General features: G+C 56.9%; 18 protein-coding genes. 17 read left to right on the forward strand and 1 reads right to left on the reverse strand.

What is annotated here, in order from left to right; genetic code table 11:
• Nucleotides 1–41 precede the first annotated feature (41 nt).
• The 4 genes from H7B67_RS23605 to H7B67_RS23620 all read left to right on the forward strand — a co-directional run bounded on the left by H7B67_RS23605 (nt 42) and on the right by H7B67_RS23620 (nt 8,167).
• Nucleotides 42–1,826, forward strand: a complete 1,785-nt coding sequence (locus H7B67_RS23605) for a beta-galactosidase (protein ID WP_185122339.1) — start codon at nt 42–44, stop codon at nt 1,824–1,826.
• Nucleotides 1,827–1,856: 30 nt separating this feature from the next.
• A complete protein-coding gene (locus H7B67_RS23610) occupies nt 1,857–3,314 on the forward strand; it encodes an alpha-L-fucosidase (RefSeq protein ID WP_185122340.1) in 1,458 nt (485 codons plus the stop codon).
• Between the two features lie 7 nt (nt 3,315–3,321).
• The gene (locus H7B67_RS23615; RefSeq protein ID WP_185122341.1) at nt 3,322–4,356 is read left to right on the forward strand and encodes a peptidylprolyl isomerase; all 1,035 of its coding nucleotides are present in this window, start codon (nt 3,322–3,324) and stop codon (nt 4,354–4,356) included.
• 898 nt (nt 4,357–5,254) lie between these two features.
• Entirely contained in the window at nt 5,255–8,167 is a 2,913-nt protein-coding gene (locus H7B67_RS23620; protein WP_185122342.1) for an endo alpha-1,4 polygalactosaminidase, read from the forward strand.
• A 75-nt stretch (nt 8,168–8,242) separates the two neighbouring features.
• Here the strand turns inward: H7B67_RS23620 and H7B67_RS23625 are convergent, their stop codons facing one another.
• Nucleotides 8,243–9,232: a glycoside hydrolase family 43 protein gene (locus H7B67_RS23625; RefSeq protein WP_185122343.1), complete on the reverse strand. Its 990-nt coding sequence runs from the start codon at nt 9,230–9,232 to the stop codon at nt 8,243–8,245.
• Nucleotides 9,233–9,452: 220 nt separating this feature from the next.
• Here H7B67_RS23625 and H7B67_RS23630 point away from each other — a divergent pair, with 220 nt between their 5' ends.
• From H7B67_RS23630 to H7B67_RS23690, 13 genes are all read left to right on the forward strand, one after another.
• On the forward strand, nt 9,453–11,243 hold the full coding sequence (locus H7B67_RS23630; protein ID WP_185122344.1) for a cache domain-containing sensor histidine kinase: 1,791 nt from the start codon (nt 9,453–9,455) through the stop codon (nt 11,241–11,243).
• Nucleotides 11,240–12,028 (forward strand): response regulator transcription factor, encoded by a 789-nt coding sequence (locus tag H7B67_RS23635; RefSeq protein ID WP_185122345.1) that lies wholly within the window; start codon nt 11,240–11,242, stop codon nt 12,026–12,028. The genes H7B67_RS23630 and H7B67_RS23635 overlap by 4 nt, the downstream gene beginning before the upstream one ends.
• Before the next feature lie 111 nt (nt 12,029–12,139).
• Complete coding sequence (locus H7B67_RS23640; RefSeq protein ID WP_185122346.1) at nt 12,140–13,552, forward strand: ABC transporter substrate-binding protein; 1,413 nt, start codon at nt 12,140–12,142, stop codon at nt 13,550–13,552.
• 65 nt (nt 13,553–13,617) lie between these two features.
• Entirely contained in the window at nt 13,618–14,592 is a 975-nt protein-coding gene (locus tag H7B67_RS23645; protein ID WP_185122347.1) for a carbohydrate ABC transporter permease, read from the forward strand.
• A 3-nt stretch (nt 14,593–14,595) separates the two neighbouring features.
• Nucleotides 14,596–15,450: a carbohydrate ABC transporter permease gene (locus tag H7B67_RS23650; protein ID WP_185122348.1), complete on the forward strand. Its 855-nt coding sequence runs from the start codon at nt 14,596–14,598 to the stop codon at nt 15,448–15,450.
• A 56-nt stretch (nt 15,451–15,506) separates the two neighbouring features.
• A complete protein-coding gene (locus H7B67_RS23655; RefSeq protein ID WP_342592629.1) occupies nt 15,507–16,823 on the forward strand; it encodes an extracellular solute-binding protein in 1,317 nt (438 codons plus the stop codon).
• A gap of 230 nt (nt 16,824–17,053) precedes the next feature.
• Nucleotides 17,054–18,628, forward strand: coding sequence for a response regulator transcription factor (locus H7B67_RS23660; protein ID WP_185122349.1), 1,575 nt, complete (start codon nt 17,054–17,056; stop codon nt 18,626–18,628).
• A gap of 16 nt (nt 18,629–18,644) precedes the next feature.
• A complete protein-coding gene (locus H7B67_RS23665; RefSeq protein WP_185122350.1) occupies nt 18,645–20,414 on the forward strand; it encodes a sensor histidine kinase in 1,770 nt (589 codons plus the stop codon).
• A 116-nt stretch (nt 20,415–20,530) separates the two neighbouring features.
• Nucleotides 20,531–22,261 carry a type 2 periplasmic-binding domain-containing protein gene (locus H7B67_RS23670; RefSeq protein WP_425353920.1) on the forward strand — a complete coding sequence of 577 codons (1,731 nt, stop codon included), beginning with the start codon at nt 20,531–20,533 and terminating at the stop codon, nt 22,259–22,261.
• Nucleotides 22,262–22,372: 111 nt separating this feature from the next.
• A complete protein-coding gene (locus H7B67_RS23675) occupies nt 22,373–23,347 on the forward strand; it encodes an ABC transporter permease (RefSeq protein ID WP_185122351.1) in 975 nt (324 codons plus the stop codon).
• A gap of 15 nt (nt 23,348–23,362) precedes the next feature.
• The gene (locus H7B67_RS23680) at nt 23,363–24,298 is read left to right on the forward strand and encodes a carbohydrate ABC transporter permease (RefSeq protein ID WP_185122352.1); all 936 of its coding nucleotides are present in this window, start codon (nt 23,363–23,365) and stop codon (nt 24,296–24,298) included.
• Nucleotides 24,299–24,320: 22 nt separating this feature from the next.
• On the forward strand, nt 24,321–25,325 hold the full coding sequence (locus tag H7B67_RS23685) for an endo-1,4-beta-xylanase (protein WP_185122353.1): 1,005 nt from the start codon (nt 24,321–24,323) through the stop codon (nt 25,323–25,325).
• Complete coding sequence (locus H7B67_RS23690) at nt 25,322–26,488, forward strand: family 8 glycosyl hydrolase (RefSeq protein ID WP_185122354.1); 1,167 nt, start codon at nt 25,322–25,324, stop codon at nt 26,486–26,488. The genes H7B67_RS23685 and H7B67_RS23690 overlap by 4 nt, the downstream gene beginning before the upstream one ends.
• The last annotated feature ends 29 nt before the right edge of the window (nt 26,489–26,517 follow it).

Raw genomic sequence — 26,517 nt, forward strand, 5'->3', positions numbered from 1 at the left:
CGAAGGATTAGAATAGACGACGGGGGAAAAGGGGAGACATCGTGGCAACGTTCGACATTAGCGGAGATCAGTTTCGGTATGAGGGGAAGCCCCTGCGTATTCTGTCCGGCGCGATTCATTACTTCCGGGTCGTGCCGGATTATTGGAAGGATAGGCTGCTTAAGCTGAAGGCTTGCGGCTTCAATACGGTGGAGACTTACGTGCCTTGGAATGTCCATGAACCGCGCAAAGGCGAGTTTCGGTTCGAGGGAATGGCCGACCTGGAGAGCTTCGCGAGGCTGGCGGGAGAGCTGGGGTTGCACGTCATCGTGCGGCCTAGCCCTTATATCTGCGCGGAGTGGGAATTCGGAGGGCTGCCGGCCTGGCTGCTAGAAGACGCGAATGTCCGGCTGCGAAGCTGCGACCCGGCTTATCTGCGTCATGTCGACGATTATTACGACGAGCTGCTTCCGAGGCTGAAGCCGCTGCTCTGCACAAGCGGCGGCCCGATCGTCGCGATGCAGGTCGAGAACGAATACGGGAGCTACGGCAGCGACAAGGCCTACTTGGAATACTTGCGGGAGGCGATGGTTCGCCGAGGGATGGACGTCCTGCTGTTCACGTCGGACGGACCCGAGGATCACATGCTGCAAGGGGGGACGATCGACGGCGTGCTGGCCACCGTCAACTTCGGCTCGGACCCGGCGGGAGCGTTCCGCAAGCTGCGCGAATACCGGCCGGAAGGACCGCTCATGTGCATGGAGTTCTGGAACGGCTGGTTCGACCATTGGATGGAGGAGCATCAGACGCGCCCCGCCGGGGAAGTCGCGGACGCGCTCGACGAGCTGCTGAAGGAAGGCGCTTCGGTCAACTTCTATATGTTCCACGGAGGGACGAACTTCGGCTTCCTGAACGGGGCCAATCATATCAAGCGCTACGAGCCCACGGTGAACAGCTACGATTACGATACCTTGCTCGGCGAGTCCGGCGAGCCGACGGCCAAGTTCTTCGCGGTGCGCGAGGTGCTGGAGCGGCACTTCGAGCTTCCTCCGCTGGTGCTGCCGGAGCCGATCGCCCGGCGTTCCTACGGCCCGGTCAAGCTGAAGCGAAGAGCGCTGCTGCTGGAGCAGCTTGAAGCGCTGTCCGCGCCGATAAGCCGGGCGAACCCGGAGCCGATGGAGAGGCTGGGGCAAGCGTACGGCTACATTCTCTATTCCGCTCGGGTGACCGGTCCCACAAGCGGCATGAGCCTGACGATTCAAGAAGTAAGAGACCGGGCGCTCGTGTTCGCGGACGGCCGGTACGTCGGAGTCGTCGAGCGCTGGAACCCGGCTGCGCTGCCGCTTGAGGTTCCGGCGGAGGGCGTTCGTCTGGATATCCTCGTGGAGAACATGGGCCGGGTCAACTACGGTCCGCTCCTAAGGGATCCTAAGGGGATTACGGAGGGAGTTCGCCTGGATAACCAGTTCATTCATGGCTGGACGATCTATCCGCTTCCGATGGAGTCTTTGGAAGGGCTGGAATTTACGTCTGCGGCCGAAGGGGAAACGGGGGCGGATAGTGCAGGTCATTCGGAAATCTCGGCGGCTTCCGGACCCGCCTTTTATCAAGGAGTATTCGAGGCGGAGGAGGCCGCCGATACGTTCCTGAGGTTGGACGGATGGACGAAAGGCAACGTCTTCTTGAACGGCTTCCATCTCGGCCGTTACTGGAACGCGGGACCGACGCGGACCTTGTACGTTCCCGCCCCTTTGCTCAAGAAGGGCATCAACGAGCTGATCGTTTTCGAGCTTCATGGCACGCAAGATCCGGTCGTATTGTCGACGGATACGCCCGATCTCGGGTGATCGGCGCGGCGAATGCAGAGGAGGATTAGAATGGGCGTAACGATTGGGGAAGCGGCGCGGGTCGCTCCTTCGGATAGACAGCTGGCATGGCAGGAGCTCGAGTTCTACGCCTTTATTCATTTTACCGTCAATACGTTTACGGATCGGGAGTGGGGGACGGGGGAAGAGAAGCCGGAAGTGTTCAACCCCGCCGAGCTGGATGCGTCTCAATGGATCGAAGTATGCAAGTCGGGCGGCATGAAGGCGGTCATTCTGACCTGCAAGCACCATGACGGCTTCTGCTTGTGGCCGAGCCGGCAGACCCCGCACACCGTGCGGAACAGTCCGTGGAGGGACGGCCAAGGGGACTTGGTTCGCGAAGTCGCGGACGCGTGCCGCGCTGCGGGTCTTAAGTTCGGCATTTACTTGTCGCCGTGGGATCGCCATGAACCGTCGTACGGAGATTCGGACCGCTATAACTCCTTCTTCGTCGAGCAATTGAAGGAGCTGCTGACCGGGTACGGAGAGCTGTTCTGCGTCTGGTTCGACGGCGCTTGCGGAGAAGGGCCGAACGGCAAGCGGCAGGCGTACGACTGGGACGCTTATTATCTCGTCATTCGCGAGCTTCAGCCGAACGCGGTCATCTCGGTCTGCGGCCCGGACGTTCGCTGGTGCGGCAACGAAGCGGGACATACCAGGCGCAACGAATGGAGCGTCGTTCCCGCGAGCATGCGAGACAACGAGAAAATTCAGTCCGAGTCGCAGCAGGAGGACGATCCCGAATTCGCGCGCAGGGCCGGTTCGGGAGACGAAGACCTGGGAAGCCGGGCGGTGCTCGATCGGACGGACGAGGTTATCTGGTATCCGGCCGAAGTGAACACGTCGATCCGGCCGGGCTGGTTCTATCACGCAAGCGAGGATTCCCGCGTGAAGTCGACGGAGGAGCTGATCGATCTGTACGAGCGCACGGTAGGCGGCAACTCGACGTTCCTCCTGAACCTGCCGCCGGACCTTCGAGGCTTGATCCACGAGACGGACGCGGAACGGCTGAAGGAGCTTGGAAATCGGTTAAGGGCAAGGTATCGATATAATCTGGCGGCTGAAGCTCAAGTCAGCGCCGATGAATCCTTGGATGCGGACCATTCCCCCGACAAGCTCGTCGACGGCCGGAGCGACACGTATTGGAGCGCTCCTCATGGAAGCGAGCAAGCGGCGATCGAGCTGGATCTGGGAAGCGAGAAGCTTTTCGACCGGATCGTTCTGGGCGAGTATATCCGGGAAGGCCAGCGGATCGAGCGGTTCCGGTTGGAACGGGAAGCGGGGGGCGAGTGGCTGCCTTTCTACGAAGGCGAAGTCGTCGGATACAAAAAGATTTGCCGTTTCGATCCGATTCGCGCCAGGCGGATCCGAATTCGGATCCTGGAGTCGCGCTGGTGCCCGACGTTGAAGGAAGTAGGCGTATTCCGAACGGAGGTCGCTTATGAGGAGACGAGGGAGCAATCTGGGTAAGCGCTCGATGGCAATTATCGGCGCCGCGATTATCGCATTGGCGGGAGCTGCCGTCCTCGTGACGGCGGCTATTTCGCCTTCCGGCAGCAAGGCGGAGCCGGTCATAGTCCAGGTGAACGGGGAGCCTGTCGCCGAGCCGGAATTCCGCTTGTACATGGATAAGGAAAAGGGAGCGGTGACGAACTACTTCAGCGTCGCCTATCAAGCGGAGGATTCGGAGAAGTATTGGACGACCGAGTATGGAGGCGAGACCCCGCTGAACCGGCTGAAGAAGCAAGCGTTGGAAGAGGCCGTGCGAGGCAAGGTTCTGCTGTTATTTGCGCAGGAGAAAGGGCTGGCCGAGTCGGCTTCTTTCGAAGATATCGAAAAGGAATGGGAGGAGAATAACGCAAGCAGGGAGCAAAGCATCAAGAGGAACAAGGCGGTATTCGGCTTGGGGCGTTACGAGCTTAGCCAATACTACTTCTATTATCTGAGCAACTTAAAGCTGAAGCTGGAGGAGCTCTTGGGCAAAGAGGAGCTGACCGTCTCCGATGAGGAGCTGAGGCAGGTTTATTTCGGCCATGCCGCCGAATACGCGAACCGGACGCGGGTGATCTTCGAGGAGCTGTCCATTCCGTACCCCGACGGAGAGAAGGAGAAGGCGAAGGAGAAGAGCGCAACGATCCTTGGCTTGCTGGAGGCCGGAATGTCGTTCCCGGAAGCCGCGGCAAGGCATGCGGACGGGGAACCGAGGGAGCATTCGTTTATCGAAGGCGAGCCGGAGTCGCCGCTTCAAGCGGAAGCGCTATTGAAGCAAGCGGCGACGCGGCTGAAGGAAGGCGAGTATTCCCCGGCCCTGGACACGGGCAGCGGCTTCTCGATCATTCGGCTCTTGAAGAGAGAGGCCGGGTATTCGGTTCCGCTCGAGAGCGTCGAAGCGCAGCTCCGCGCGGAGGCGCTTCACCTGAAGTTCGAGCAATACCTGGAGAAGCTTGCTCAGGAGGCTCAGGCGGACATCGTGACAAAGAATTACGTTTCCCTTAGCGAAACGGCGCCCTAATGTTGAACCCCCGCGGCTTGGCTGCGGGGGTTTCGTGCGTTTGTCGGTGCTCGTACGGTTCTGTTCGGACGCAAGCCATGATTAGGAGACGCAGGCATAGGCGGTCTGGCAGCGAGGCTGCATCCCAACAAGGCGAGAATGTCGCGTATCGGAAGCCCTAACACCGAATAAACTCGTGCCGCGCTGTTTGCAGAATCCCAGAGGCTGGTTGGATTTACCGCGGTCGCAACCATACGAAGAAGACCGGCGGCATGCAGCTGTGTCTTCTTTTTTTTGCTTAATATACGTTGGATTGAAAGAACAAATGAAATTTGGCGCAATAAATAGAGAGAATATTATGAAATTATATTGCCATAAATGCAAATAGGCAGTAATATTTGGATAAAGATTGGCGCAAAAATGTGAGGTTAGTTGACATTTATCATTCAGGAAAATGACAATCCGTATCCCAAGTACAAATGAATCGACGGATTCGTATGCAGGTTTCCTAACGATCGTTTCTCAACTGCCGTTCACTGCATTTTTAGATGACAGGAGAAAGATTTGGTTTGATTTGCCGCAAACCATGTGTTTTTAGAAGACTGACAAACGCTCTTCTCGCTGCTCGGAGCCGGTTCCTTTATCGCTCTCGGCCAAATAGGGAGCCGAATCTGCTTCTTGGTTAAACGATATTTCGCCGAGGGGAGGTGGTTAAGACCGGTATCAAGTGACTGCAGCACGGGAACCGGGATTGCTCAATAACGTTTTGACTGACGGTCGTGCAACGAACCAGAACGGGTACCAAGGAATGGAGAAACCATTCCCAATTATCAAGGAAGGCCAATTCGAGACGGCACGCGGGTATACGGATCGATGGGAGCTCTCGGTTCGCCTTTCCTATTATCAGGGGGGAATATTAATGAAATCAATTCGATTGATGCTATTGATTGCGGTCCTCTTCATAAGCATTGCCCCGTTCGGCGCCAGCGCTTCAACCGTTTCGGTCGACGGAGACGCGGTGGATTGGAACGGGATTCCGGAGCTGTACGAAGCGACTTCCGCTCTGCCCAACTCGGTCTACCAACTGAAGGTGACGAACGACACGTCGAACCTTTACGCGCTCGTAACGGGCACGGGTTTAAACGTCAAATCCCAGTTCTTTATCGACGCCGACGACCATTACGAGACGGGCTACCACGCTTCCGGCTTCCTTAACGTCTCCACCGAATCGACGGGGGCGGAATACATGGTCGAGAACGACATTCTTTACGAATATACGGGTCCTTCGACGGGGACGGGCCGCAACGCATGGTCATGGTCCTCTCTGGGCGGCATCGACATCGTAAAGACCGATTCCGCGATCGAGATCGGCGTTCCGCTCGTTTCGCTGGGCATAACCGAAGGCCAGGACGTCGGAGTGGCGTTCATCCGCAACGACAGCGCGTATGACCGGCTGCCGAGCGCCGACGACTACTTCGCGGTCGAATACGTCGATCTGGATCCGCCGAGCGCTCCGACGGGGCTGACGGTCGGCACCGTTACGCCAGGCTCCGTTCCGCTCTCCTGGAACGCTTCCTTCGACGAGAGCGGAGTCGTCGGCTACGACGTTTATCGCGACGGAGCGATGATCGGAAGCTCCTCGGCGACCGCTTATACGGACACGGCCGTCCAGCAAGGCTCGACCTATTCTTATGCCGTTCAAGCCTTCGACGCAGCGGGGAACCGTTCGGCTTCCAGCGCGCCGGCAACGGCCGAGCTTCCGAGCGGCCCCAGCGTTCCGGAGTCGCAAGGGGATTGGAACGACATCCGCGATTATCTGGTGAACTATACCGAAGAAGCGAACATCGATATCCAGCAGTTCGCGGCCTACGATGCCGTCATTCTGGAACCGCAGCGCGTCTCCTCGCAGCTGCTGGCCGAACTGAAGACGGCGAACCCGGACCTGTTCGCCATCGGATACCTGTCGATCGGGGAGACTCTTCCTCTGCTCACGGATGAGAACGGGAATCGTCTCGATATTTACTTCCTGGACGCATCGGGCAACCCGATTCAGAATCCGGATTGGCACGGCTATTACGTTGACGCTCGCAAGCCGGTCTTTCAGAATCTGGTGCTGAGCGAGTGGCTGCCCGCTCTGTATGCCGAAGGCTTCGACGGCGTCTTCCTCGATACGGTCGATACGTCGGCCTATGTGAACGCGGCGCTTAATATCGACTTCCGACCGTCCGCTTCGGGGATGGCGTCTCTGATTGGCCAGATTAAATCAAGCTATCCCGATAAGAAGGTCATCATGAACCGGGGATACCATCTTCTCGGCGGAAGCAACGACGTCAGCGGTTCCATCGACGGCGTCATGCTTGAGAGTTATACAAGTACATGGGCAAGCTCGACGCTGAAGAATCCGGACGGCAGCAGCGTCGAGGATTACCACGCCTACCCTGCGGACAGCTCCGAGAGAATCTGGTCGAACGGCATTACGTCGAAGATCAACAAGCTCCGCTTCCAGTACAACGCGGATGGAACCGTGCAGCGGGATTCCGCCGGGAAGCCGGTACCAACGGCGAACTACTTCCATGCGATGGCTCTCGATTACGCCAAAGACACGACGGCGGCCCAGAAGGCGATCATGCAATCGGCCGTCGATCACGCCTGGGAGAATGCGTTCATTCCCTCCATCGGCGTCAAGAATTTGGATTTGGCTCCAGCCTACGATTGGCTCGATGAAGTGGCGATTCCGCCGGAGAGCGCCTTCGGCAGCGGTCTGGATATCCAGTCGATGCCGACGCCAAGCCCTTATGTCATCGACGATTTCGCGACGGCGGACAACTGGCAGACCATTCGCGGACAGACGGAAGCTCTGCCGTTGCCGGGAGCGGACTCCGCGGCGTTCGGCATCGATAGCGGCGCCGGCAAAATAGACTTGACGGTCCAAGGCACGAAGGCATGGGTGAACGGGGTGACGCTGCAGTCGCGGGAGTGGCTGCAGCCGGTCGACCTGACCCAAGGCTACGTCACCTTCCAAGCGAAAATCTCGAGCGGCTTGGCCGGCACGGATAAAGCCTTCGAGGTTCTCTTTACCGATTACAACAACGATGCGCTAGCCTTCAGCCTGACCTCCGGCTTGACGACTAGCTGGTCGACCTTCTCGCTGGATTTGGCGAACGGGGGCGTATACTACCCGGGGTGGGACGGAGCGCAAGACGGCTTCCAGCCGAATCAAGTGAAGTCCGTGCAGATTCGCATCATGAACACGACGGATAATAGTCCGAGCTATATGGGAACGCTGTGGCTCGACGATTTGCTTGCAAATCAGTCGCTGCCGGCTCCGGCTCCCCTGATTGACGATTTCTCCTCCGGAACGAGCCTATGGTTCTGTCAGGCGGGAGTGACGGGCGACAGCTGCTCCGTCGGTCCGGATACGGGGACGCTGCGCTTGGACATGAATCTGCTCGGAACGACGGCATGGGGGAACAGCGTAACGCTTCAATCCCGCGACTGGTTCGTGCCGATCAGTCTAACCGACCGGACGATCGGGTTCAATGCCCGAGTGTCTTCCTCGCCGGCCAACGCAAGCAAGTCTTTCCAATTCATCCTGGTCGACCGCAACGGCAGCACGAGGGGCTGGGATATCACCGGTTCGCTCGGAACGACGGCGGCGGCGGTCTCGATAGATCCGACCTCCGGCGGTTTCGACAATCTGGCGGCAGGGCAGACGGCCTTCGATCTGGGGCATGTCCGTTCGATCCGGTATCTGGCGATCAATACGGCATCCTCTAGCGCCGCTTATGCCGGCTCGCTATGGCTTGATAACGTGACGGCGCCTCTTAAATAGGAACTAACGCATGGCGAAAAGACCGTATATTCCTGCAAAGAGGAATATACGGTCTTTTGCCTGATCCGTGTATGATTACGAGCGTTCCGGATACGGATCGATCGTCCGGATCGATCCGTCTTCCTCGTAGAACAGCTCCGTGAACTTGACGCTCCGCTTGTTGTCGGCGCCGCCGGACAGGGAGCTGTCGTGATAGAACAGGTACCACTTGTCCTTGTATTGCACGATCGAATGGTGCGTCGTCCATCCGATAACCGGGGTGAGGATCGTGCCTTTGTATTCGTAAGGGCCATAAGGATCGCGGCTCGTGGCATAGACGATGCGGTGGGTCGAGCCCGTCGAGTAGGACAAATAATACAGGCCGTTATACTTGTGAACCCAAGGGCCTTCGAAGTATCTTCTGTCCTCGTCGCCTGCCGTGAGAGGCTTGCCGTTCTCGTCCACGATGGAGATCTCGCGAGGCGATTCCTTGAAGCCGAGCATGTCGTCCGCGAGCTCCGCGACGCGAGGTCCGAGAGCGGGCGCGGCCGCGTCGGGCCCTTCGGCGTCGGCGACGAATTCGCCGGTCTGCCACTTCTCGAGCTGTCCGCCCCACAGGCCGCCGAAGAATACGTAGCTCTTGCCGTCGTCGTCGGTCAGAACGGCGGGATCGATGCTGAAGCTGCCCGGAATGTAGTTCGGCTCCGCCTTGAACGGTCCGGCAGGGGAATCCGAGGTGGCGACTCCCAAGCGGAAGATGCCGTCGTGGTCGCGCGCGGGGAAGAACAAATAATACTTTCCGTTCCGGTACGCCGCGTCCGGCGCCCACATTTGCTTGGAGGCCCACGGCACGTCGCGTACGTGAAGAACCTCCCCGTGATCCTCGCATTCCGTCAGATCTTCGTTCAACGAGAGGATATGATAATCTTCCATGTCGTATTGGTCGCCGTTATCGTTAGAAACCATCTCGTGATCGAGATCGTGGGAAGGGTAAACGTAAAGTTTGCCTTCAAACACGTGGGCGGAAGGATCCGCGGTGTACAGGTGGGTGACGAGCGGCTCGTTTGGCTTTAATGGGTTCGACAAGCAGTAAACCTCCCCTATTGTGTAAGCGCTAACTTTGAATCATTCTTTAATCTTATCAAGGATAGCGAGGGAAGCAACCCTACAATGTAGTGTTTTTATACCCACAAATTTTAGTTTTTTGCCGCTCTTGGCTTGGAAGTTTCCGCTGTCTGTCGGTTTGTAAAGTTTTGTGATAAAGTAGACGAATCGGACTATAAAGGCGAACGGTGGAGAGAAGAAAATGTCCAGATGGGGCGGAATGAATACGCTGAGGAACCAGATCTTCGCCGGATTCACGGTCACGATGATCGCGGTTCTTGCTTTTGCAGGCGTTTACATTTACGGGCAAGTATCGGATCTCCTGAAGAGCAGCGCGGGGAAGCATATCCAGCAGACGGCGGTGCAGATGAACGGCCGGCTCGACGCCCTACTGGAGCAGATCGATTCGCTCTCGACGCAGATCGCGACGAACTCCTACGTTCAGAAGCTGTTGCAAAGCGAAGCGAACGGAGTTCCGGCTAACTTCAACGAGAGGCAATCCTTGCTGCAAATTGCGAACGGTTACATGGCCTACTCTTCGGGAATCCAATCGCTTGAACTGTACACGAACGATTACCGCCGTCTTTTCCCGCTCGACGATATCGACTTGCCCAGCCGGGTGGCGAAGGAATGGATCGAAGTCGCGGACCGGAAGAAGGGAAGGCTCGTCTGGGTCGGCATCGATCCGAGGCAGCCGGACACCGTGCTCGCGATCCGAAGGGTAAGCCTGATCGACCAAGGATATTCGGCGGGAGGCTACGTGGCCGTACATATCCACCGCGGCTACTTCGAGATGAACGAGACGGCGGAGGACGACGGTTCCGCGAACGGCGAATTCATGCTTCTCGCGGATAGCAACGGCCAGACGATAACGTCGGATCTGCCTATTGAAGATGCCAGCGCGGTGCTTAGGCAGAGCGGCGGTACCGTCAATATCAACGGGGATCCGTATCTGGCCGTCCGGCAGAGTTCGGCATCGACCGGCTGGTCGCTTGTGCTGCTGACCCGGATCCAAGCGACGACGGAAGGAATCTCGGTCCTTCGAACGGCGATTCTCGTTTCGATCGGAATAGGAGCCGTCGCTTTTCTCGTGCTTAGTTTGTTCTTGTCCACCGTCGTGACCCGGCCGATCCTGAAGCTGATGCGAACGATGCGGGGGGCAAGGCTCGGCGGGCTTAAGCCGAATCCGTCTCCGTCGCCGCTGATCGCTTCGCTGGAGATCCGCGAGCTCAACAACACGTACAATCAGATGGTTACGCATATGAACGAGCTGATCCAGGTCGTCTACGAGAAGGAGATCACGCAGAGCCGCACGGAATTGAAGGCGCTTCAAGCCCAGATCAACCCGCATTTCCTGTTCAACACGTTGGAAGCGATCTATTGGTCGCTTGAAGACAAGGGAGAGGAGGAGCTGGCGAACATCGTCGTGGCGATGTCCGGCTTGTTCCGGTACGTCATCGGCAGGAACGGCAACGACGACGAGTGGGTCACGGTGAAGGACGAGCTCGAGCATGCCGAGCGCTACCTGCAGATCATGACGATGCGCTTAGGCGATCGGCTGAGCTGGAGTATCGAAGCCGAACCCGGACTGGAGAATGCGCCGATTCCGAAGCTGCTCATCCAGCCTCTCGTCGAGAATGCGATCCTGCACGGGGTAGAGAGCAAGCTGGGTCCCGGCTCGGTCGTCGTCGAAGTGTTCGCCTCCGCCGAGCGCCCCGGCTACGCCGTCGTGAAGGTCAAGGATGACGGGCCGGGCATGGACGAGGAGACGGTGGCGAAACTGCTTCGATCCGCCGAGAATCGTTCCCCCGACCCGGCCTCCAGAGGAACGGGAGTCGCCATCGCGAACGTGCAGCGAAGGCTGAAGCTGTACTTCCCGGAGACATCCGAAGCGGCTTCGGCCAGTCGATTAAAGATAGACAGCATACCCGGCGAGGGAACGTCGGTCAGCTTCGAGATCACGATACCATGGGGAGAGGACAGAACGAGATGAAGACGCTATTGATCGTGGACGATGAACCGCGCACGCGGCAAGGAATCAAGAAGACGCTGGAAGCCTGGTCGGCCGGCCGCATGCGGATCGAGACCGCTGCCAGCGGAGTCGAGGCTCTCGAATGGATGAAGGAGAATCCGGCGCATCTCATCATTACCGACGTGCGCATGCCGGAGCTCGGAGGCCTGCAGATGCTCGAAAGAATGGCTCAAGCGGCTCCGAAGCCGACCGTGATCGTGATCTCCGGACATGCGGAGTTCGAATATGCCCATAAGGCGCTTCAGCTTGGCGTCGTCGAATATCTGCTGAAGCCTCTGGACAAGATGAAGTTGATTCAAGCCGTGGAGAAAGCGCTGGAGCTCGAAGAGAACCGCCTTCGCATCGGGCGTATGGAGAAGCTCCTGGACCCGAAGCTGATGGAAGCGGGGCAGGAGGAGGCCAAGTACGGCCAGCATGTTCGCGACGCGATCTCTTATATCGACGGGCATCTTGGGGATCCGATCGGCATGAAGCAGGTCGCGGAGCATTTGCACATGAATTCAAGCTACTTCAGCGTCCTGTTCAAGGAACAGACGGGAATTACCTTCAGCGATTACCTGACGAGAAGGCGTCTTCAGCGCGCCAAGGAGCTCCTTGCCCAAACCAGGCTGCCGATCTGGGAGATTGCGGAGAAGGTGGGCTACCAGACGGCCAAATACTTCATCAAAGTGTTCAAGGACAGCGAGTCCGTCAGTCCTTCCCAATACCGCCAGCAGGTGATGGACCCGGAAGAAACGATCAAATAAAAGTGGAATTTCTCCCAATCAGCGATTCCTTATGCGGCGGGTCGCGCGGTGCTAGAATGTTGACAGCGGTTACAAAGTAACTGTTCTAGCACATAAGGGGAGGAAAAAGAAATGAAACGTATTCTAGCCGTTACCACTACCGCGCTCGTTATGGCTTCCGCTCTCAGCGCCTGCGGCGGCAATTCGAACTCGTCCAACGATGCAAGTTCGAGCCCGTCTGAAAGCGCTAGCGCGAGCGCATCCGCAAGCACCTCCGAAGTATCGTCCAATGGCTCCGGAGAGAAAGTCACGATCAATCTCTGGGCCTTCACGGACGAAATTCCTAACATGGAAGCCAAGTTCATTCAAACCCACCCCGATTTGAACGTCGAATTCAAAAACACGGTAATCGCGACCACGGACGGAGCTTATCAGCCGGCTCTGGACCAAGCGCTTGCTGCCGGCGGCAAGGACGCGCCGGACATTTACGCGGCCGAATCGGCGTTCGTCCTCAAGTATACGCAAGGCGACGCCTCCGGCTACGCGGCGAACTACGCCGATCTGGGACTTACCGACGACATGGTGAAGGAAGCGGGCATCGCCCAATATTCGGTCGACATCGGCACTTTGGACGGCAACCTGAAAGGCCTCGGCTACCAAGCGACCGGCGGCTCGTTCATCTATCGCCGCTCGATCGCCAAGGAAGTATTCGGAACGGACGATCCCGCTACGATCAAGGACGCGGTCGGTCCGGGCTGGGATAAGTTCTTCGATGCGGCCGCGAAGCTGAAGGACAAGGGATACGCGATCGTTTCCGGCGACGGGGACATCTGGCACCCGATCGAGAACAGCTCCGACAAGGGCTGGATCGTGGACGGCAAGCTTCACATCGATCCGAAGCGCGAGCAGTTCCTCGACTATTCCAAGAAGCTGACGGACGAAGGGTATTCCAACGGCACGCAAGACTGGCAGGAAGCTTGGTACGCGGACATGTCCGGCTCCGGCGCGAAACCGGTCTTCGGATTCTTCGGTCCTGCTTGGTTGATCAACTACGTCATGAACGGTCAGGTCAAAGACACGAACGGCGACTGGGCCGTGACCGAGCCGACGACCGGATTCTTCTGGGGCGGCACGTGGGTTCTCGCCAACAAGGACGTTACCAAGGACGATGCCAAAGCGAAAGTCGTGGCCGAATTCATCAAGTGGATTACGCTCGATACCTCCGACACGGGCCTCCAGAATTATTGGGCTAACGGCACGCTTAAGGACGGAGAACAAGGCACGAAGGACAGCGTAGCTTCCTCCGTCGTCATGGCGAAGTCTAACGGCACGGTCGAACTGCTCGGCGGACAGAACATGTTCGAAGTGTTCGTACCGGCGAACGCCAACGCGACCGGCAAGAACCTGACCCAATACGACGAATCGATCAACCAAATCTGGCGCGATCAAGTGCGGTCGTATGCCGCGGGCAAAAAGAGCCGCGAAGACGCGCTCAAGGACTTCAAGCAGAACGTCAAGGACCAGCTCGGAATCGAAAGCGAGTAATGAGGCGCCGAAGGGGCGGGGCGAGTTTTCCCGCCTCTTTATCTAATTGAACGGGGTGAGAGAACATGCGCCGCAAGGGAGTAAGCTACGCGAAGTACGGTTATATTTTCAGTCTTCCTTTTATTTTAGTATTCTTGGTTTTCTCGCTCTATCCGATCTTGTATACCGCGGTCATCGGGTTTACCGACATGAAGGGATTAATTCCGAAGCCGATCCATATCATGGACAATCCGTTCCAGAACTTCAAGGATCTTCTGTTCGACAACGCTTCCTTCCAACAGTCCCTCCTCAACACCGGGCTGCTCTGGATCATCAACTTTATTCCTCAGATCATTCTCGCGCTTTTGCTCACCGCTTGGTTCACCAACAAGAGACTTAACCTCAAGGGAACGGGCGCGTTTAAAGTTCTTCTCTATATGCCGAATATCATTACGGCGAGCACGATTGCCGTTCTGTTCAGCACGTTGTTCGCCTATCCGATGGGGCCCGTGAACAGCTTGTTTCATGCGCTGGGCTGGTCCGACTCGCCGATCAATTTCCTGCAGGACAAAATGACGGCTAGAGGCATCGTGGGCTTCATCCAATTCTGGATGTGGTACGGCAATACGATGATCGTTCTTGTCGCGGGCGTTCTGGGCATTAACCCCGCCCTATTCGAAGCGGCTTCCATCGACGGCGCGAACGGCATCCAAACGTTCTTCCGCGTCACGCTGCCAAGCCTTCGGACGATCATGCTTTACACCCTGATTACGTCCATGATCGGCGGTTTGCAGATGTTCGATATTCCGCAGCTGTTCATCACCCCGGCGGGAGGACCGGATAATGCGACGCTCACCACGTCCGTGTTCATCTACGGGCAAGCGTTCAAGGGCAGCTACATGTATAACAAGGCAGCAGCGGCCAGCATGATCATGTTCGTCATCGCGGCGGTGCTGTCCGCCCTGCTCTTCTATCTGATGCGCGATCGCGACGCGTCGAAGTTGAAGAAGCAGATGAAGAAGCAGAAGAAAGCCGCTAAAGCGGCGGCAAGGGGGGCGTAAGACATGGCCAAGCTTCAGAGTAACGCATCCGTCTCCCACGGAATCAATAAGACGATTATTTATATCGTATGTATCTTTCTGGCGCTGCTAAGCATCCTTCCGTTCTGGATCATGTTCGTCAACGCGACTCGCTCTACGCCCGAAATTCAGAGCGGCCTGTCGCTGCTCCCGTCGACGCACCTCAAGACGAACTGGGACGTGCTGACGAGCAAAAGCTTCGATCCGCTTAAAGGGTTCTTCAACTCGCTGATCATCTCCGGCTTCTCGACGGCGTGCGCGGTCTACTTCTCGTCCTTGACCGCTTACGGGCTGGTCGTGTACAACTGGAAATGGCGCCAGCCATTCTTCACGTTCATCATGTGCGTCATGATGGTTCCGGCTCAGGCAAGCGCGATCGGCTTCTACCAGTTCATGTATCAGTTGCACTGGACGAACAGCTTCCTGCCGCTTATCCTGCCCGCGATCGCATCGCCGGCGATGGTGTTCTTCATGCGTCAATACCTGCTGGGGGCGCTGTCGCTGGAGATCGTGGAGGCGGCGCGGATCGACGGCTCCGGAGAATTCTCTACCTTCAATCGAATCATCATGCCGATCATGGTGCCGGCCATCGCGACGCAAGCCATCTTCGCCTTCGTCGCGAGCTGGAACAACCTGTTCATGCCTCTGATTCTGCTGACGCAGAAGGAGAAGTATACGCTGCCGATTATGGTCAGCTTGCTTCGCGGAGATATTTACAAGACGGAATTCGGCTCGATCTATTTGGGACTGGCGCTGACTGCGCTTCCGCTGTTTGTGATATACTTCTTGCTGTCTAGATACATTATCGCCGGCGTGGCGCTGGGCGGCGTGAAAGAGTAGTTCCGTCTTTCTTCCCGGACGCGCCCTAAGCATAGGTTGGGATGGGAGATGCGGACGTGTACAAAAAAATGCGGGTATCGCTGGCGCTTGCAGCCAGCCTTGCCCTTGCTGCGACCGGTTGCGGAAACCCTTCGGATAACGACAATCCCGATCTGGGCGAGGCTTCGGACGGGACGATAACGATCAACATGATGCACCTGTACCCGCAGGCGGGGGCGGCAGGCCAATATCGGATCGTCAATAAAATCATCGACGAGTACCAAACGGAGAATCCGAACGTGGTCATTAAGCAAGAAGTGCTCGACAACGAACAATACAAAGCCAAGATCAAAGTGCTGTCCGCTATCAACGAGCTCCCGGACGTGGGCATGACTTGGGCGGCCGGCTACTTGCAGCCCTTCGTCGGAGGCGAGCTGTTCGCGCCGCTCGACGATTTGCTGCAAGGCGAGCTTAAGGACTCGTTCGTTGCCGGCACGACGGAAGCCTATTCCATCCAGGGGAAGACGTACGCGCTGCCGCTCGAGTTTAATCTCGCTCCGATCTACTATAATAAGAAGATCTTCGAGCAATACGGCTTGCGGGTTCCGACGACCTACGGCGAGTTCCTGAACGTCGTCAAGACGCTTGAGGACAATGGCGTCGTTCCGGTCGCGCTCGGCAACAAAGACCGATGGACGGGTTCTTTATGGTACATGTACATGGCCGACCGCATCGCCGGCGCGGAGAAACTCGCGAACGCGCTCAAGGGCGAAGCCAGCTTCGCGGATCCGGGTCTTACCGAGTCGGCGAAGCTCATCCAAGACCTGGTCGGGATGAACGCCTTTAACGAAGGGTTTAACGGGCTCTCCAACGATGAAGTGAAGGAGCAATTCATTCAGGGCAAGGCCGCCATGTATTTGATGGGTACCTGGGAGCTTCCGAACTACACGACCAACCAGAAGGTGGAGCAGCAGCTCCGCGACAGCATCGGCTTCTTCAAATTCCCGACCGTTGCCGGCGGCAAAGGGAATATCGACAGCTGGGTAGGCGGACCCGGCGTCGGCCTATTCGTCGCCGAGAATTCGCCGGTCAAAGAGGAGGCGAAGAAATTCGTCGAGTTCTTCGTGAAGCGCTGGGGGGAAGTGTCCGTAACGGGCGCAGGCGTTATCCCGGCTACGAAGGTGGACACGACGAAGGTTCAGCTTCCGCAGCTGTACACCGATCTGCTCAACGAAGTGAACAAGGCCACGAGCATTACCTTGTTTGCGGACGTCCAGATGGCCTCGGGCGCTGCCGAGGTTCACTTGAATCAAATCCAAGCGCTGTTCGGCGGGGCCGTCACGCCGAACCAGTTCGCAGCGGAGCATGATAAAGCGGTCAAGGCCGGACAATAAACGCAACGGGCTAGAGGCCGTTCCGCCGACGCGGACGGTCTCTCCGTTTATTCGGTCCTATAGATCTCAAAGGAAGTGCCTTAATTTCCAAAGTGCAAAAGGGGGAGAGATAGACTAGAATATGGCTAAATGAACGAAATGCCAGCGACCTATTCTTTGCTCTATAAATGTAAGCGATTACATTAAACTTCCGACGGTCATGCACCAATCGGAATACGGGAGGCGCCGCCATGAGAAAAGTCATTCTGGTCGACGACGAGATGTTCGCCCGAAGGGGACTGATGGGCTTGATTCCATGGGAGAAATACGGTTTCGAGGTAGCGGGGGAAGCGGAGGACGGGGAAGAGGCCCTGGAGCTGATCGAGCGGGTGCAGCCGGACGTCGTCATTACCGACATTCGAATGCCCGTCCTGGACGGCCTCGAGTTGATTCAAGCCGTTCAGTCGCGCGGCGGCAAGGCGATCCGGTTCATCATCATCAGCGGCTACGGCGATTTCAAATATGCCCAGCAAGCCGTCCGATTCGGCGTTCAGGATTATTTGCTCAAGCCGATCGACGAGAACGAGCTGACGGGCGCCCTAAGGCTGATCCGCGACCAGCTTGAGAAAGACCAGCCTCGTTCGGAAGCGGGGGACGCGTTGCTGCAAGCCTCTTTGTTCGAGAAGCTGCTCTCCGGAAGAGCGGAGGCGGAGTCCTTGCGGGCGGCGATGGATACGTTCCGGTTGAGGGAGGGTTCCCCGTTCCGTTATTTCGCCGTGGAGTTGAACGATTTGCCGGCCGGAATGGGCGATGCGGAACGAATCGAGCGGGCGGAGCAGGCGAAGAAAGCGATCGCGCGGACGCTGGCAAGGACGACATCCTCATGCGTGCCTTACGTTCATCTTCGCGGAGAGTTCGAATTGGGATTCGTATGGCAGATTGACGGCAATGCCCGGGAACAGGCACGAATCGGGGAAGAGCTGGCGCGCGTCTGCGGAGCCGACGCCCGCACCGTTCCTAAGATCTATATCGGGGACGCCGTCATGGAGGTCGGACAAATACGCAAATCTTACCTAACCGCGTCGGAAGCCATGAAGCACAAATATGCTCAGGACGAGAGAAACGTCATCGTATCCGAAGAGGTCCGGGATAACGTCCTTGTCTATAAAGAGATCGACGGCGCTTTGTACGCCGAATTGATGGAGCGCCTTGAAGAGAACGATCTGGACGGGGTGAAGGCCGTTGCGGACAAGGCGTTCAGGGAGTTTCGCGAGCAGGGAATGGCGCCCGAGTCTATCCGGGACGCGATGTCCCGAATCGCGCACGGAGCGAGCCGGATCGTTCAGACGATGAACGGCGATCCGAAGAAGCTGGCGACGCTCCCTTCCATGCTGGATTGGACGGAACAGCCGCGTACGCTTAAGGGCTTGCGGGAATTGCTGCGCGATTTCCTGAGCGAATGCGCGGGCTGCATCTCCGAGCTGCGAAGCACGGTCTGCAAAGGCGACATCGGCAAGATCAAAGCCTACATCGAGAACCATTATAACGAGAATATCAGCCTTAAAAGCATCGCCAAGCGTTTCTATATGAATCCGGTCTACTTAGGTCAGCTATTCAAGAAGTCGTACGGCACGTACTTCAACGATTATCTGCTGCAGCTTCGAATCCGCGAAGCGAAGCGCCAACTGCGGCAAACGGACAAGAAGGTTTACGAGATCGCGGCCAGCGTGGGCTTCAGCAATGCCGACTACTTCGTGACCCAATTCGAGAAGGTCGAACGGAAGACGCCTACTGAATACAAGAATGCCCTGCTAGAGAAGATCTAAGCGTCGGAGGATCGCAATGCGCGCGAATTGGAGAGCAGCCTTCAGCTTAAACAACGTCAGAATGCGGAACAAGATGCTGATCGTTTACTTTTTGTCCGTCTTTATTCCGGTCGTTCTGACCAACGTCATTTTCTACAACATCACGAGCAATAACGTCAAGAAGCAGAAAATGAGGGACATCTCCCTCGCCATCGAGCAGATCCGCAACGACTTTATGGCTCAGGTCAACGCGGCCGTGGGGATTTCCGCGGTTATTTATAACGATACGATTCTCAACCAGTACCTGGAGGAAAGCTACGAGGTTCCTTCCGATTACGTGAACAATTATCAGTCCTACATTATCGGCATGCTGAGCAAGTACAGTCCCGTCTATGAAGCGATTCAGCGCATTACGCTGTATTCGAACAACAGCACGATCATTTACGGAGGGCAGGTCGAACCGATCACGAAGCAGACCAGGGAGCAGATTTGGTACCGACGAATCAGCGCTTCGGAGCTTTCGACTCCGATTCTGCTGAAGACGTCGACCGACTACCCCGGCGCTTCGGGCGAAGCTCTTAGCATCGTTCGCAAGATCAGCAATTCCGGGGGTTCGGAGCAATGGGAGAAAATCCTCAAGATCGATCTTCACCCGGAAGCGATCAAGGAACTGTTCCATAACGTTACCCTGGAAGGGAATTTATACCTCCTTCGGGGGAATGAAGTGCAATATACGACGAACCCCGCCATCTCCCCGGCCCGCTTGGCCGATTTTTCTTCGTTTCCGGCATCCAAAGGCACGCTCGTTTTCGATGAAGATTTTCCGGACGTCTCTTATTTGAGCAAGTGGCGGATCGTCGGGGAGTTTCGCGAATCGGCGGTGCTGGAGGAAGTGCACAAATCCAGAATATCCGTCCTGTATTTGGCCGTTCCCAATCTGCTCCTCTCGACGCTGGTCATCATCTGGTTTACCCGATCTCTAAACGCGAGGCTCGTCCGGATCCTGAAGCATATGAAACGAGTCAAAAACCATTCGTTCGATACGATATCGTATCAGGATAACAAAGACGAGATCGGACAGCTGACCGCCGAATTCAACCGGATGACGCTGCAAATCAAAAGCCTGATCCACGACGTCTACATCGCGGACATCCAGAAGAAGGAGCTTCAGCTCAAACGAAATCAATCTCAGCTCCACGCGCTGCAGAGCCAGATCAATCCGCATTTCCTGTTCAACTCGCTCGAAACGATCCGGATGCGCAGCTTGATGAAGAAGGAAGAGGAGACGGCCAAGATCATTCATAATATGGCGAAGATATTCCGCAAGTCCCTCGCCTGGGGCAAGGACTGGGTCACGATCCGGGACGAGCTGGACCTTGTCGCCTGCTTCCTCGAAATCCAGAAATACCGATTCGGGGACAAGCTCGATTTCCGCATCGAAGCGGACGACTCGGTGATGGATATGATGATTCCGAAAATGACGCTGCAGCCGCTCGTCGAGAACGCCAGCATCCACGGCATCGAGAAGTCCAAGGAAGGAGGCTTGATCCGGGTTGCGGTCGGCACAACGGAAGAGGGGCTTGTCTGCACCGTGAAGGACAACGGAGCTGGGATTCCGGCCGCTAAGCTGGAGGCGATCTTAAGCGAGTTGGAGCTCAGCGAGGATATCGGGGAGAGCGTCGGCATCAAGAATGTCTATTACCGGTTAAAGATGTATTACCAAGAGCGGGTCCGGTTCGAGGCGACGAGCGAAGAGGGCAAGGGGACCGAGTTCCGAATCGTTGTCAAGGACGAGCCGAACGGATAGCAGCTAAAATATCCAAAGCACAATGTTTAGTTTATTCGGTAAACAAACCCTGGAAATGCTCTTATACTGAAAGTGCTTACAAAAAACACAATCGCATCGAAAGGGGTTCGAACTTAGTGGCAAAGAAGTTACTGGTTGCCGGCATGGCCGCCGTCATGGCGATGTCCGCGGTCGCGTGCTCGAACGGCAACAACAACGGCAGCAATGCGTCGCCTAGCGATGCCGGAGCAAGCCCTTCGGCATCGGAAAGCGCTCCCGCTTCTGAAAGCGCTCCCGCCTCCGAGGCACCGAAAGACAAGGTCACGTTTACGTTCTTCAACGGGGTAGCCGGCGAGAAGGACCTCAACACCAACGAGACGACGATCGGCAAGCTCCTCGAGGACCAGACCGGCGTCAACTTCAAGATCGAACACCTGGTCGGCGACCTCAATACGAAGGTCGGAACGATGATCGCCTCCAACACTTACCCCGACGTCATGATTCCGGACGCCGCGATCGAAGAGGTTCTCAAGGCGGGCGCCTTCATTCCTCTCGACGACCTGATCGAGCAATACGGACCGAATATCAAACGCGTGTACGGACCGTATTTCGAACGGATGAGAGCGGATTACGGCGGCAAGATTTACTTTCTCCCCTTCGGCCCTCAAGTCGGCGACTATATGCCGGATCCGAACATCAACCAAGGCGCTTTCTGGGTTCAACGCCGAGTGCTGAAGGAAGCGGGTTATCCGCAGATCAAGACGCTGGACGAATACGTCAAGCTGGTCGAGGATTTCGTCGCCAAGCACCCGGACGAAGACCTGACGGGCATGGTCTCGCTGACGCACGACTGGAGATTCTTCGCGACCTCCAACCCGCCGATGCACCTGGCCGGATTCCCGAACGACGGCAACGTCATGGTCGACGTGAATACGCTTGACGCCAAGACTTATGCCGGCTCCGACGAAACGAAGCGCTGGCTGAAGACGCTGAACGATCTGAACGCCAAGGGCCTGTTCGACAAGTCTTCCTTCGTCGACAACTACGACCAATATATCGCGAAGCTCACCTCGCACAAGGTCGTAGGATTCTTCGACTACGGCTGGCAGATCGGCAACGCGCAGAACGTTCTGAAGGACGCGGCGCGCAAGGATCAGACGCAGGACGATTTCGTTTACTTCCCACTGCCGGTTACGTTCGACGGAACCAAGGACCAATACCTGGATCCGCCGGGCTGGACGAGCAACCGCGGCGCCGGCATCACGAAGAGCGCGAAGGATCCGGCTCGAATCATTCAGTATTGGGATAACCTGCTCAAGGAAGAGAATCAGGTTCTCAAGAGCTGGGGCATCAAGGGCGAGACGTACGAGGTCGACGACAAGGGCCGCTTCTACCGTACGGCCGAGCAGATCGCGAAGCTCGACGACGCGTTCAACGAGAAATTCGGCTTCAAGACCTATGACTGGGATTGGCCGCAATACGGTACTTCTTCCACCTTGTCGGACGGGAACGCGTTGGCTCCGGGCTACCAGCCGGAGGTGTTCCAAATGAGCTTGACGGAAGGCGACAAAACGATTCTGGAGAAGTACGGCGTCAAGACGTACGCGGAAATGTTCGACACTCCGGAAGACCGTCCATGGTTCCCTGCATGGAGCATTCCGAAGGAGCAAGGCTCGCCGCAGCAGATCTGGGAGACGAAGAAGGACGATCTCACGAAGAAGTACTTCCCTAAGCTAGTGCTCGCGAAGCCGGCCGAATTCGAAGGCATCTGGGCGGAGTACCAGAAAGAATTCGGCAAGCTGGATACGGCCGGCTACGAGACGTGGTATAAGGAGCAAATCCAGAAAGTCGTGGAAGTCGCGAAGTAATCCGGGATAACGCATAGGCACAAAGGCGAAAGGCCGGCTTAACGTGCGGTACCGCGCTTAAGACCGGCCTTTCCATATGCGGCGCTTAGCCCTACGGAAGGAGAGAGAACCATGGAGAAGAACACCGCGCTGGCAGCGTCGACCATGACGCCGAAGCCGCAACCGACGGGGCTGAGACTGTTTTTGAAGAGACTCGTTCAACAACGGATGCTGGTCCTCATGTCCGTTCCTTTTGTCGTCTGGTTGTTTATTTTCAAGTACGTTCCGGTTTGGGGCTGGACGATCGCTTTCCAGGATTATCAACCGGCGCTCCCCTTCAAGGACCAGAAGTGGGTCGGATTTCACCATTTCGACGCCTTGTTCTCGGAAGACCGGTTCCTGATCGCCCTCCGCAATACGCTCGCGATGAGCGGAATCAATCTGGTGCTAGGCTTCGTTACCGCCATTACGTTGGCGCTGCTTCTGAATGAAGTACGCAAGGTCGCGTTCAAGCGAGTCGTGCAAACCGTCAGTTACTTGCCTCACTTCATCTCGTGGGTAGTCGCCGCGGGCATCATTCAAACGACTCTCGCTCCGGACGGCATCATCAATGAATTGCTTAAATGGTTCGGAGCCATCGATAAAGGACAGGAATACTTGTTCCTCGGGAAAGCCGAGTGGTTCTGGGGAATCTTCGGCGCAAGCTCGGTATGGAAAGACGTGGGATGGAATACGATCGTTTATCTGGCCGCCATCACCTCCATCGATCCGGCCCAGTACGAAGCGGCGGAGATGGACGGAGCGGGCCGGCTCAGGCGGATGTGGTACATCACGCTGCCGGGCATCCGGCCGGTCATTATCGTGTTGTTAATCATGAATATCGGATATTTGCTGGAATCGGGATTCGAGCCTCAGTACCTGCTCGGCAACGGCATGAACGTCGATTATTCCGAGAACATTGACATATTCGTTCTGAAATACGGCCTTCAACAGTTCAACTTCCCGCTTGCCACCGCGGCAGGCATGTTTAAGACGGTCGTCAGCTTCGTCCTTCTGTTCTCGGCGAATCATCTCGCCAAGCGGATGGGCCAAGACAGATTGTTCTAGAAGGAGGAGTTCCTCATGGCGAATTCGGCTTCCGCGCCCAAACCAAGAAGGCTCTCGCGTCGAGACTCTTCCCTTGGCGATAAAATATTCGATATCTGCAACTACGTTCTGCTTACCTGTCTCATGATCGTTACGCTGTACCCTTTTCTCAACACCTTAGCGGTCTCCTTGAATGCGGCCAGCGATTCGATCAAAGGCGGGATTCATCTGTTGCCGCGGGACTTCTCCCTGGAGAATTACAAATACGTATTTAGGGAAAACACGATCTTCACCGCGACGACGATCTCCGTGCTTCGCACCGTCATCGGCACGATCGTGACGGTATTCGCTTCGGCCATGGTCGCCTACACGATCAGCCGGCCGGAGTACGTGCTGCGGAAGTTCATCACGATCGCGTTCATTATCACGATGTACATTAACGGCGGGCTGATTCCGAACTACCTGCTCATTCGGGATCTGGGACTGATCAATAACTTCTGGGTTTATATTTTGCCCGGCATTATCGGCGTCTTTAACTTGATCATCATCCGTTCCTTCATCGAGCAGCTGCCGGAGAGCGTGATCGAGTCGGCCCGCATCGACGGGGCCGGGGACTTCCGGACCTTCTTCAACATCGTGTTCCCGCTATGCCTTCCGGTGCTTGCGACCGTGGCGCTGTTCACGGCCGTCTACCAATGGAACTCCTGGTTCGACGTGTTCTTGTACAACTCGTCCAACGTGGAGCTCAGCACGCTGCAGTACGAGCTGCAGAAGATTCTGCAGAACTCGAACACGACGAGCAGCGCGGAGTCGGCGTTCGCGAATTCGGCGAACGGGTCCGCGATCAAGGTGTCGCCGCTCTCCATCCGCGCGACGATGACGATCGTTGCGGCCGTCCCGATGATTATCATTTATCCGTTCCTTCAGAAGTATTTCGTTAAAGGCATGACCGTCGGAGGCGTCAAAGGATAACGAAAGTTAGGGGGAAAAGCGAATGGAACCATCTCGCGGCATTCCGAAATTGCACGAAGTTCTCCAAGGTTGTTTCGACATCGGGGCCGCGGTCAACCCGCGCACGATCGCCAGGTCCGGCGAGCTGATCGCCTATCACTACAACAGCCTTACCGCCGAGAACGAAATGAAGTTCGCGAGCCTTCATCCATCGGAGGAGGAGTATACGTTCGAGGAGGCCGATCGGATCGCCGACTTCGCCCGGAGCAAGGGAATGAGGATGAGAGGGCATACGCTCGTCTGGCATAATCAGACGCCCGATTGGCTGTTCCAGGATCGGAATGGCGGACTGGTCGGACGCGGAGAGCTGTTCGCCCGCATGAAATCCCATATCGACACGGTCGTGAAGCGGTACAAGAACAGCGTCTATTGCTGGGATGTTGTGAACGAAGTCATCGCCGACGAGGGCGACGAGCTGCTTCGCCAGTCGAAATGGACGGCGATCGCGGGAGAAGACTTTATCTCGAAGGCGTTCGAATATGCCCATGAAGCGGACCCGAACGCTCTGCTTTTCTACAATGATTATAATGAGAGCCACCCTATCAAACGGGAGAAGATCTACGCACTGGTCAAGTCGCTGAGGGAGAGGGACGTGCCGATCCACGGCGTCGGCTTGCAGGCGCATTGGAACCTGTACGACCCCGGGCTCGACGACATCCGAAGCGCGATCGAGCGCTATGCTTCGTTGGGGCTGAAGCTTCACGTCACGGAGCTGGACGTCTCGATGTTCGAATTCGGCGACCGCCGGACGGATTTGACCGAGCCGACGGAACGAATGATCGAGCTTCAGATCGAAAGGTATGCGCAGATATTTAAGCTTTTCCGGGAATACAAGGATGTCATCGATGCCGTAACGTTCTGGGGAGCGGCGGACGATTATACGTGGCTGGACGATTTCCCGGTACGAGGGAGAAAAAACTGGCCGCTCCTGTTCGATGAGAAGCACCGGCCGAAACCATCCTTCTGGAAGGTGGTGGAGGGCGCATGACGGAGGCGAGAACGAGGGGAACCGGAGAAGGAGCGTTCGCGACCGGAAGGTACCGGAACCTGTTGCAGCAGTACGGCTATTCCGCAAGCGACATCCAGTCCAGGCTGGCGGATACGTGGAATCAATTGTTCGACGGAGACGAAGAGACGAGAATCTACTATCCGGTCGGCGAAGACAAGGGCTACATGCTGGACACCGGCAATCTCGACGTCCGTACCGAAGGCATGTCCTACGGCATGATGATGGCCGTCCAGATGGGGGACAAGGACTTGTTCGACCGGCTCTGGAGATGGACGTACGAATACATGTACATGACGACCGGCGTTCATGCGGGCTACTTCGCCTGGTCCTGCAACCCGGACGGCACGAAGCGCTCTCACGGGCCGGCGCCGGACGGCGAAGAGTACTTCGCGCTGGCTCTGTTCTTCGCTTCGCATCGCTGGGGGGACGGGCGCCATCCGCTGGATTACGGAGTCATGGCCCGGGACATCCTGCGGGCTTGCCTTCACAATGGCGAGGACGGCAGGGGGCATCCGATGTGGAACCGGGACAACCGGCTGATCAAGTTCATTCCGGAATGCGAGTATTCCGATCCTTCCTATCATTTGCCCCACTTCTACGAGCTGTTCGCGCTCTGGGCGGACGAGGAGGATCGGCCGTTCTGGAAGGAAGCGGCCGCGGCCAGCCGGGAGTATCTGAAGCTGGCCTGCCATCCGGTGACGGGTCTAGCTCCGGAATATGCTTATTACGATGGGACTCCTAACGACGAGAAAGGCTACGGTCACTTCTTCAGCGATTCCTATCGGGTCGCGGCGAACATCGGGCTCGACGCGGAATGGTTCGGCGCGACGGACTGGATGAGACAGCAGACGAACCGGCTTCAGCGCTTCTTCGCGGACAAGGATCCCGAGGACCTCAGGCGGTACCGGATCGACGGCGAGCCCTTCGAGGAGAAGGCGCTTCATCCCGTGGGGCTGCTCGCGACGAACGCGTGCGCGGCGCTTGCTTCCCCGGACGGACCTCACGCTCGGGAAGCCGTAGCCGCGTTCTGGAATACTCCCGTTCGCAAGGGAGTTCGACGCTATTACGACAATTGCTTGTACCTGTTCGCCATGATGGCGCTAAGCGGACGGTATCGGATTTGGATGCCGGAGATGAAATAACGAAAAACGATACGAGGAATTACCTTTAG

Source organism: Cohnella thailandensis (genome assembly GCF_014212135.1).
GTDB classification, from domain to species: Bacteria; Bacillota; Bacilli; order Paenibacillales; family Paenibacillaceae; genus Cohnella; species Cohnella thailandensis.

What these genes read in the sequence shown, in the direction of transcription:
- H7B67_RS23610 (WP_185122340.1), top strand. Translation starts at nt 1,857, where the DNA reads ATGGGCGTAACGATTGGGGAAGCGGCGCGGGTCGCTCCTTCGGATAGA.
- H7B67_RS23615 (WP_185122341.1), top strand. Translation starts at nt 3,322, where the DNA reads ATGGCAATTATCGGCGCCGCGATTATCGCATTGGCGGGAGCTGCCGTC.
- H7B67_RS23620 (WP_185122342.1), top strand. Translation starts at nt 5,255, where the DNA reads ATGAAATCAATTCGATTGATGCTATTGATTGCGGTCCTCTTCATAAGC.
- H7B67_RS23630 (WP_185122344.1), top strand. Translation starts at nt 9,453, where the DNA reads ATGTCCAGATGGGGCGGAATGAATACGCTGAGGAACCAGATCTTCGCC.
- H7B67_RS23635 (WP_185122345.1), top strand. Translation starts at nt 11,240, where the DNA reads ATGAAGACGCTATTGATCGTGGACGATGAACCGCGCACGCGGCAAGGA.
- H7B67_RS23640 (WP_185122346.1), top strand. Translation starts at nt 12,140, where the DNA reads ATGAAACGTATTCTAGCCGTTACCACTACCGCGCTCGTTATGGCTTCC.
- H7B67_RS23645 (WP_185122347.1), top strand. Translation starts at nt 13,618, where the DNA reads ATGCGCCGCAAGGGAGTAAGCTACGCGAAGTACGGTTATATTTTCAGT.
- H7B67_RS23650 (WP_185122348.1), top strand. Translation starts at nt 14,596, where the DNA reads ATGGCCAAGCTTCAGAGTAACGCATCCGTCTCCCACGGAATCAATAAG.
- H7B67_RS23660 (WP_185122349.1), top strand. Translation starts at nt 17,054, where the DNA reads ATGAGAAAAGTCATTCTGGTCGACGACGAGATGTTCGCCCGAAGGGGA.
- H7B67_RS23665 (WP_185122350.1), top strand. Translation starts at nt 18,645, where the DNA reads ATGCGCGCGAATTGGAGAGCAGCCTTCAGCTTAAACAACGTCAGAATG.
- H7B67_RS23675 (WP_185122351.1), top strand. Translation starts at nt 22,373, where the DNA reads ATGGAGAAGAACACCGCGCTGGCAGCGTCGACCATGACGCCGAAGCCG.
- H7B67_RS23680 (WP_185122352.1), top strand. Translation starts at nt 23,363, where the DNA reads ATGGCGAATTCGGCTTCCGCGCCCAAACCAAGAAGGCTCTCGCGTCGA.
- H7B67_RS23685 (WP_185122353.1), top strand. Translation starts at nt 24,321, where the DNA reads ATGGAACCATCTCGCGGCATTCCGAAATTGCACGAAGTTCTCCAAGGT.
- H7B67_RS23690 (WP_185122354.1), top strand. Translation starts at nt 25,322, where the DNA reads ATGACGGAGGCGAGAACGAGGGGAACCGGAGAAGGAGCGTTCGCGACC.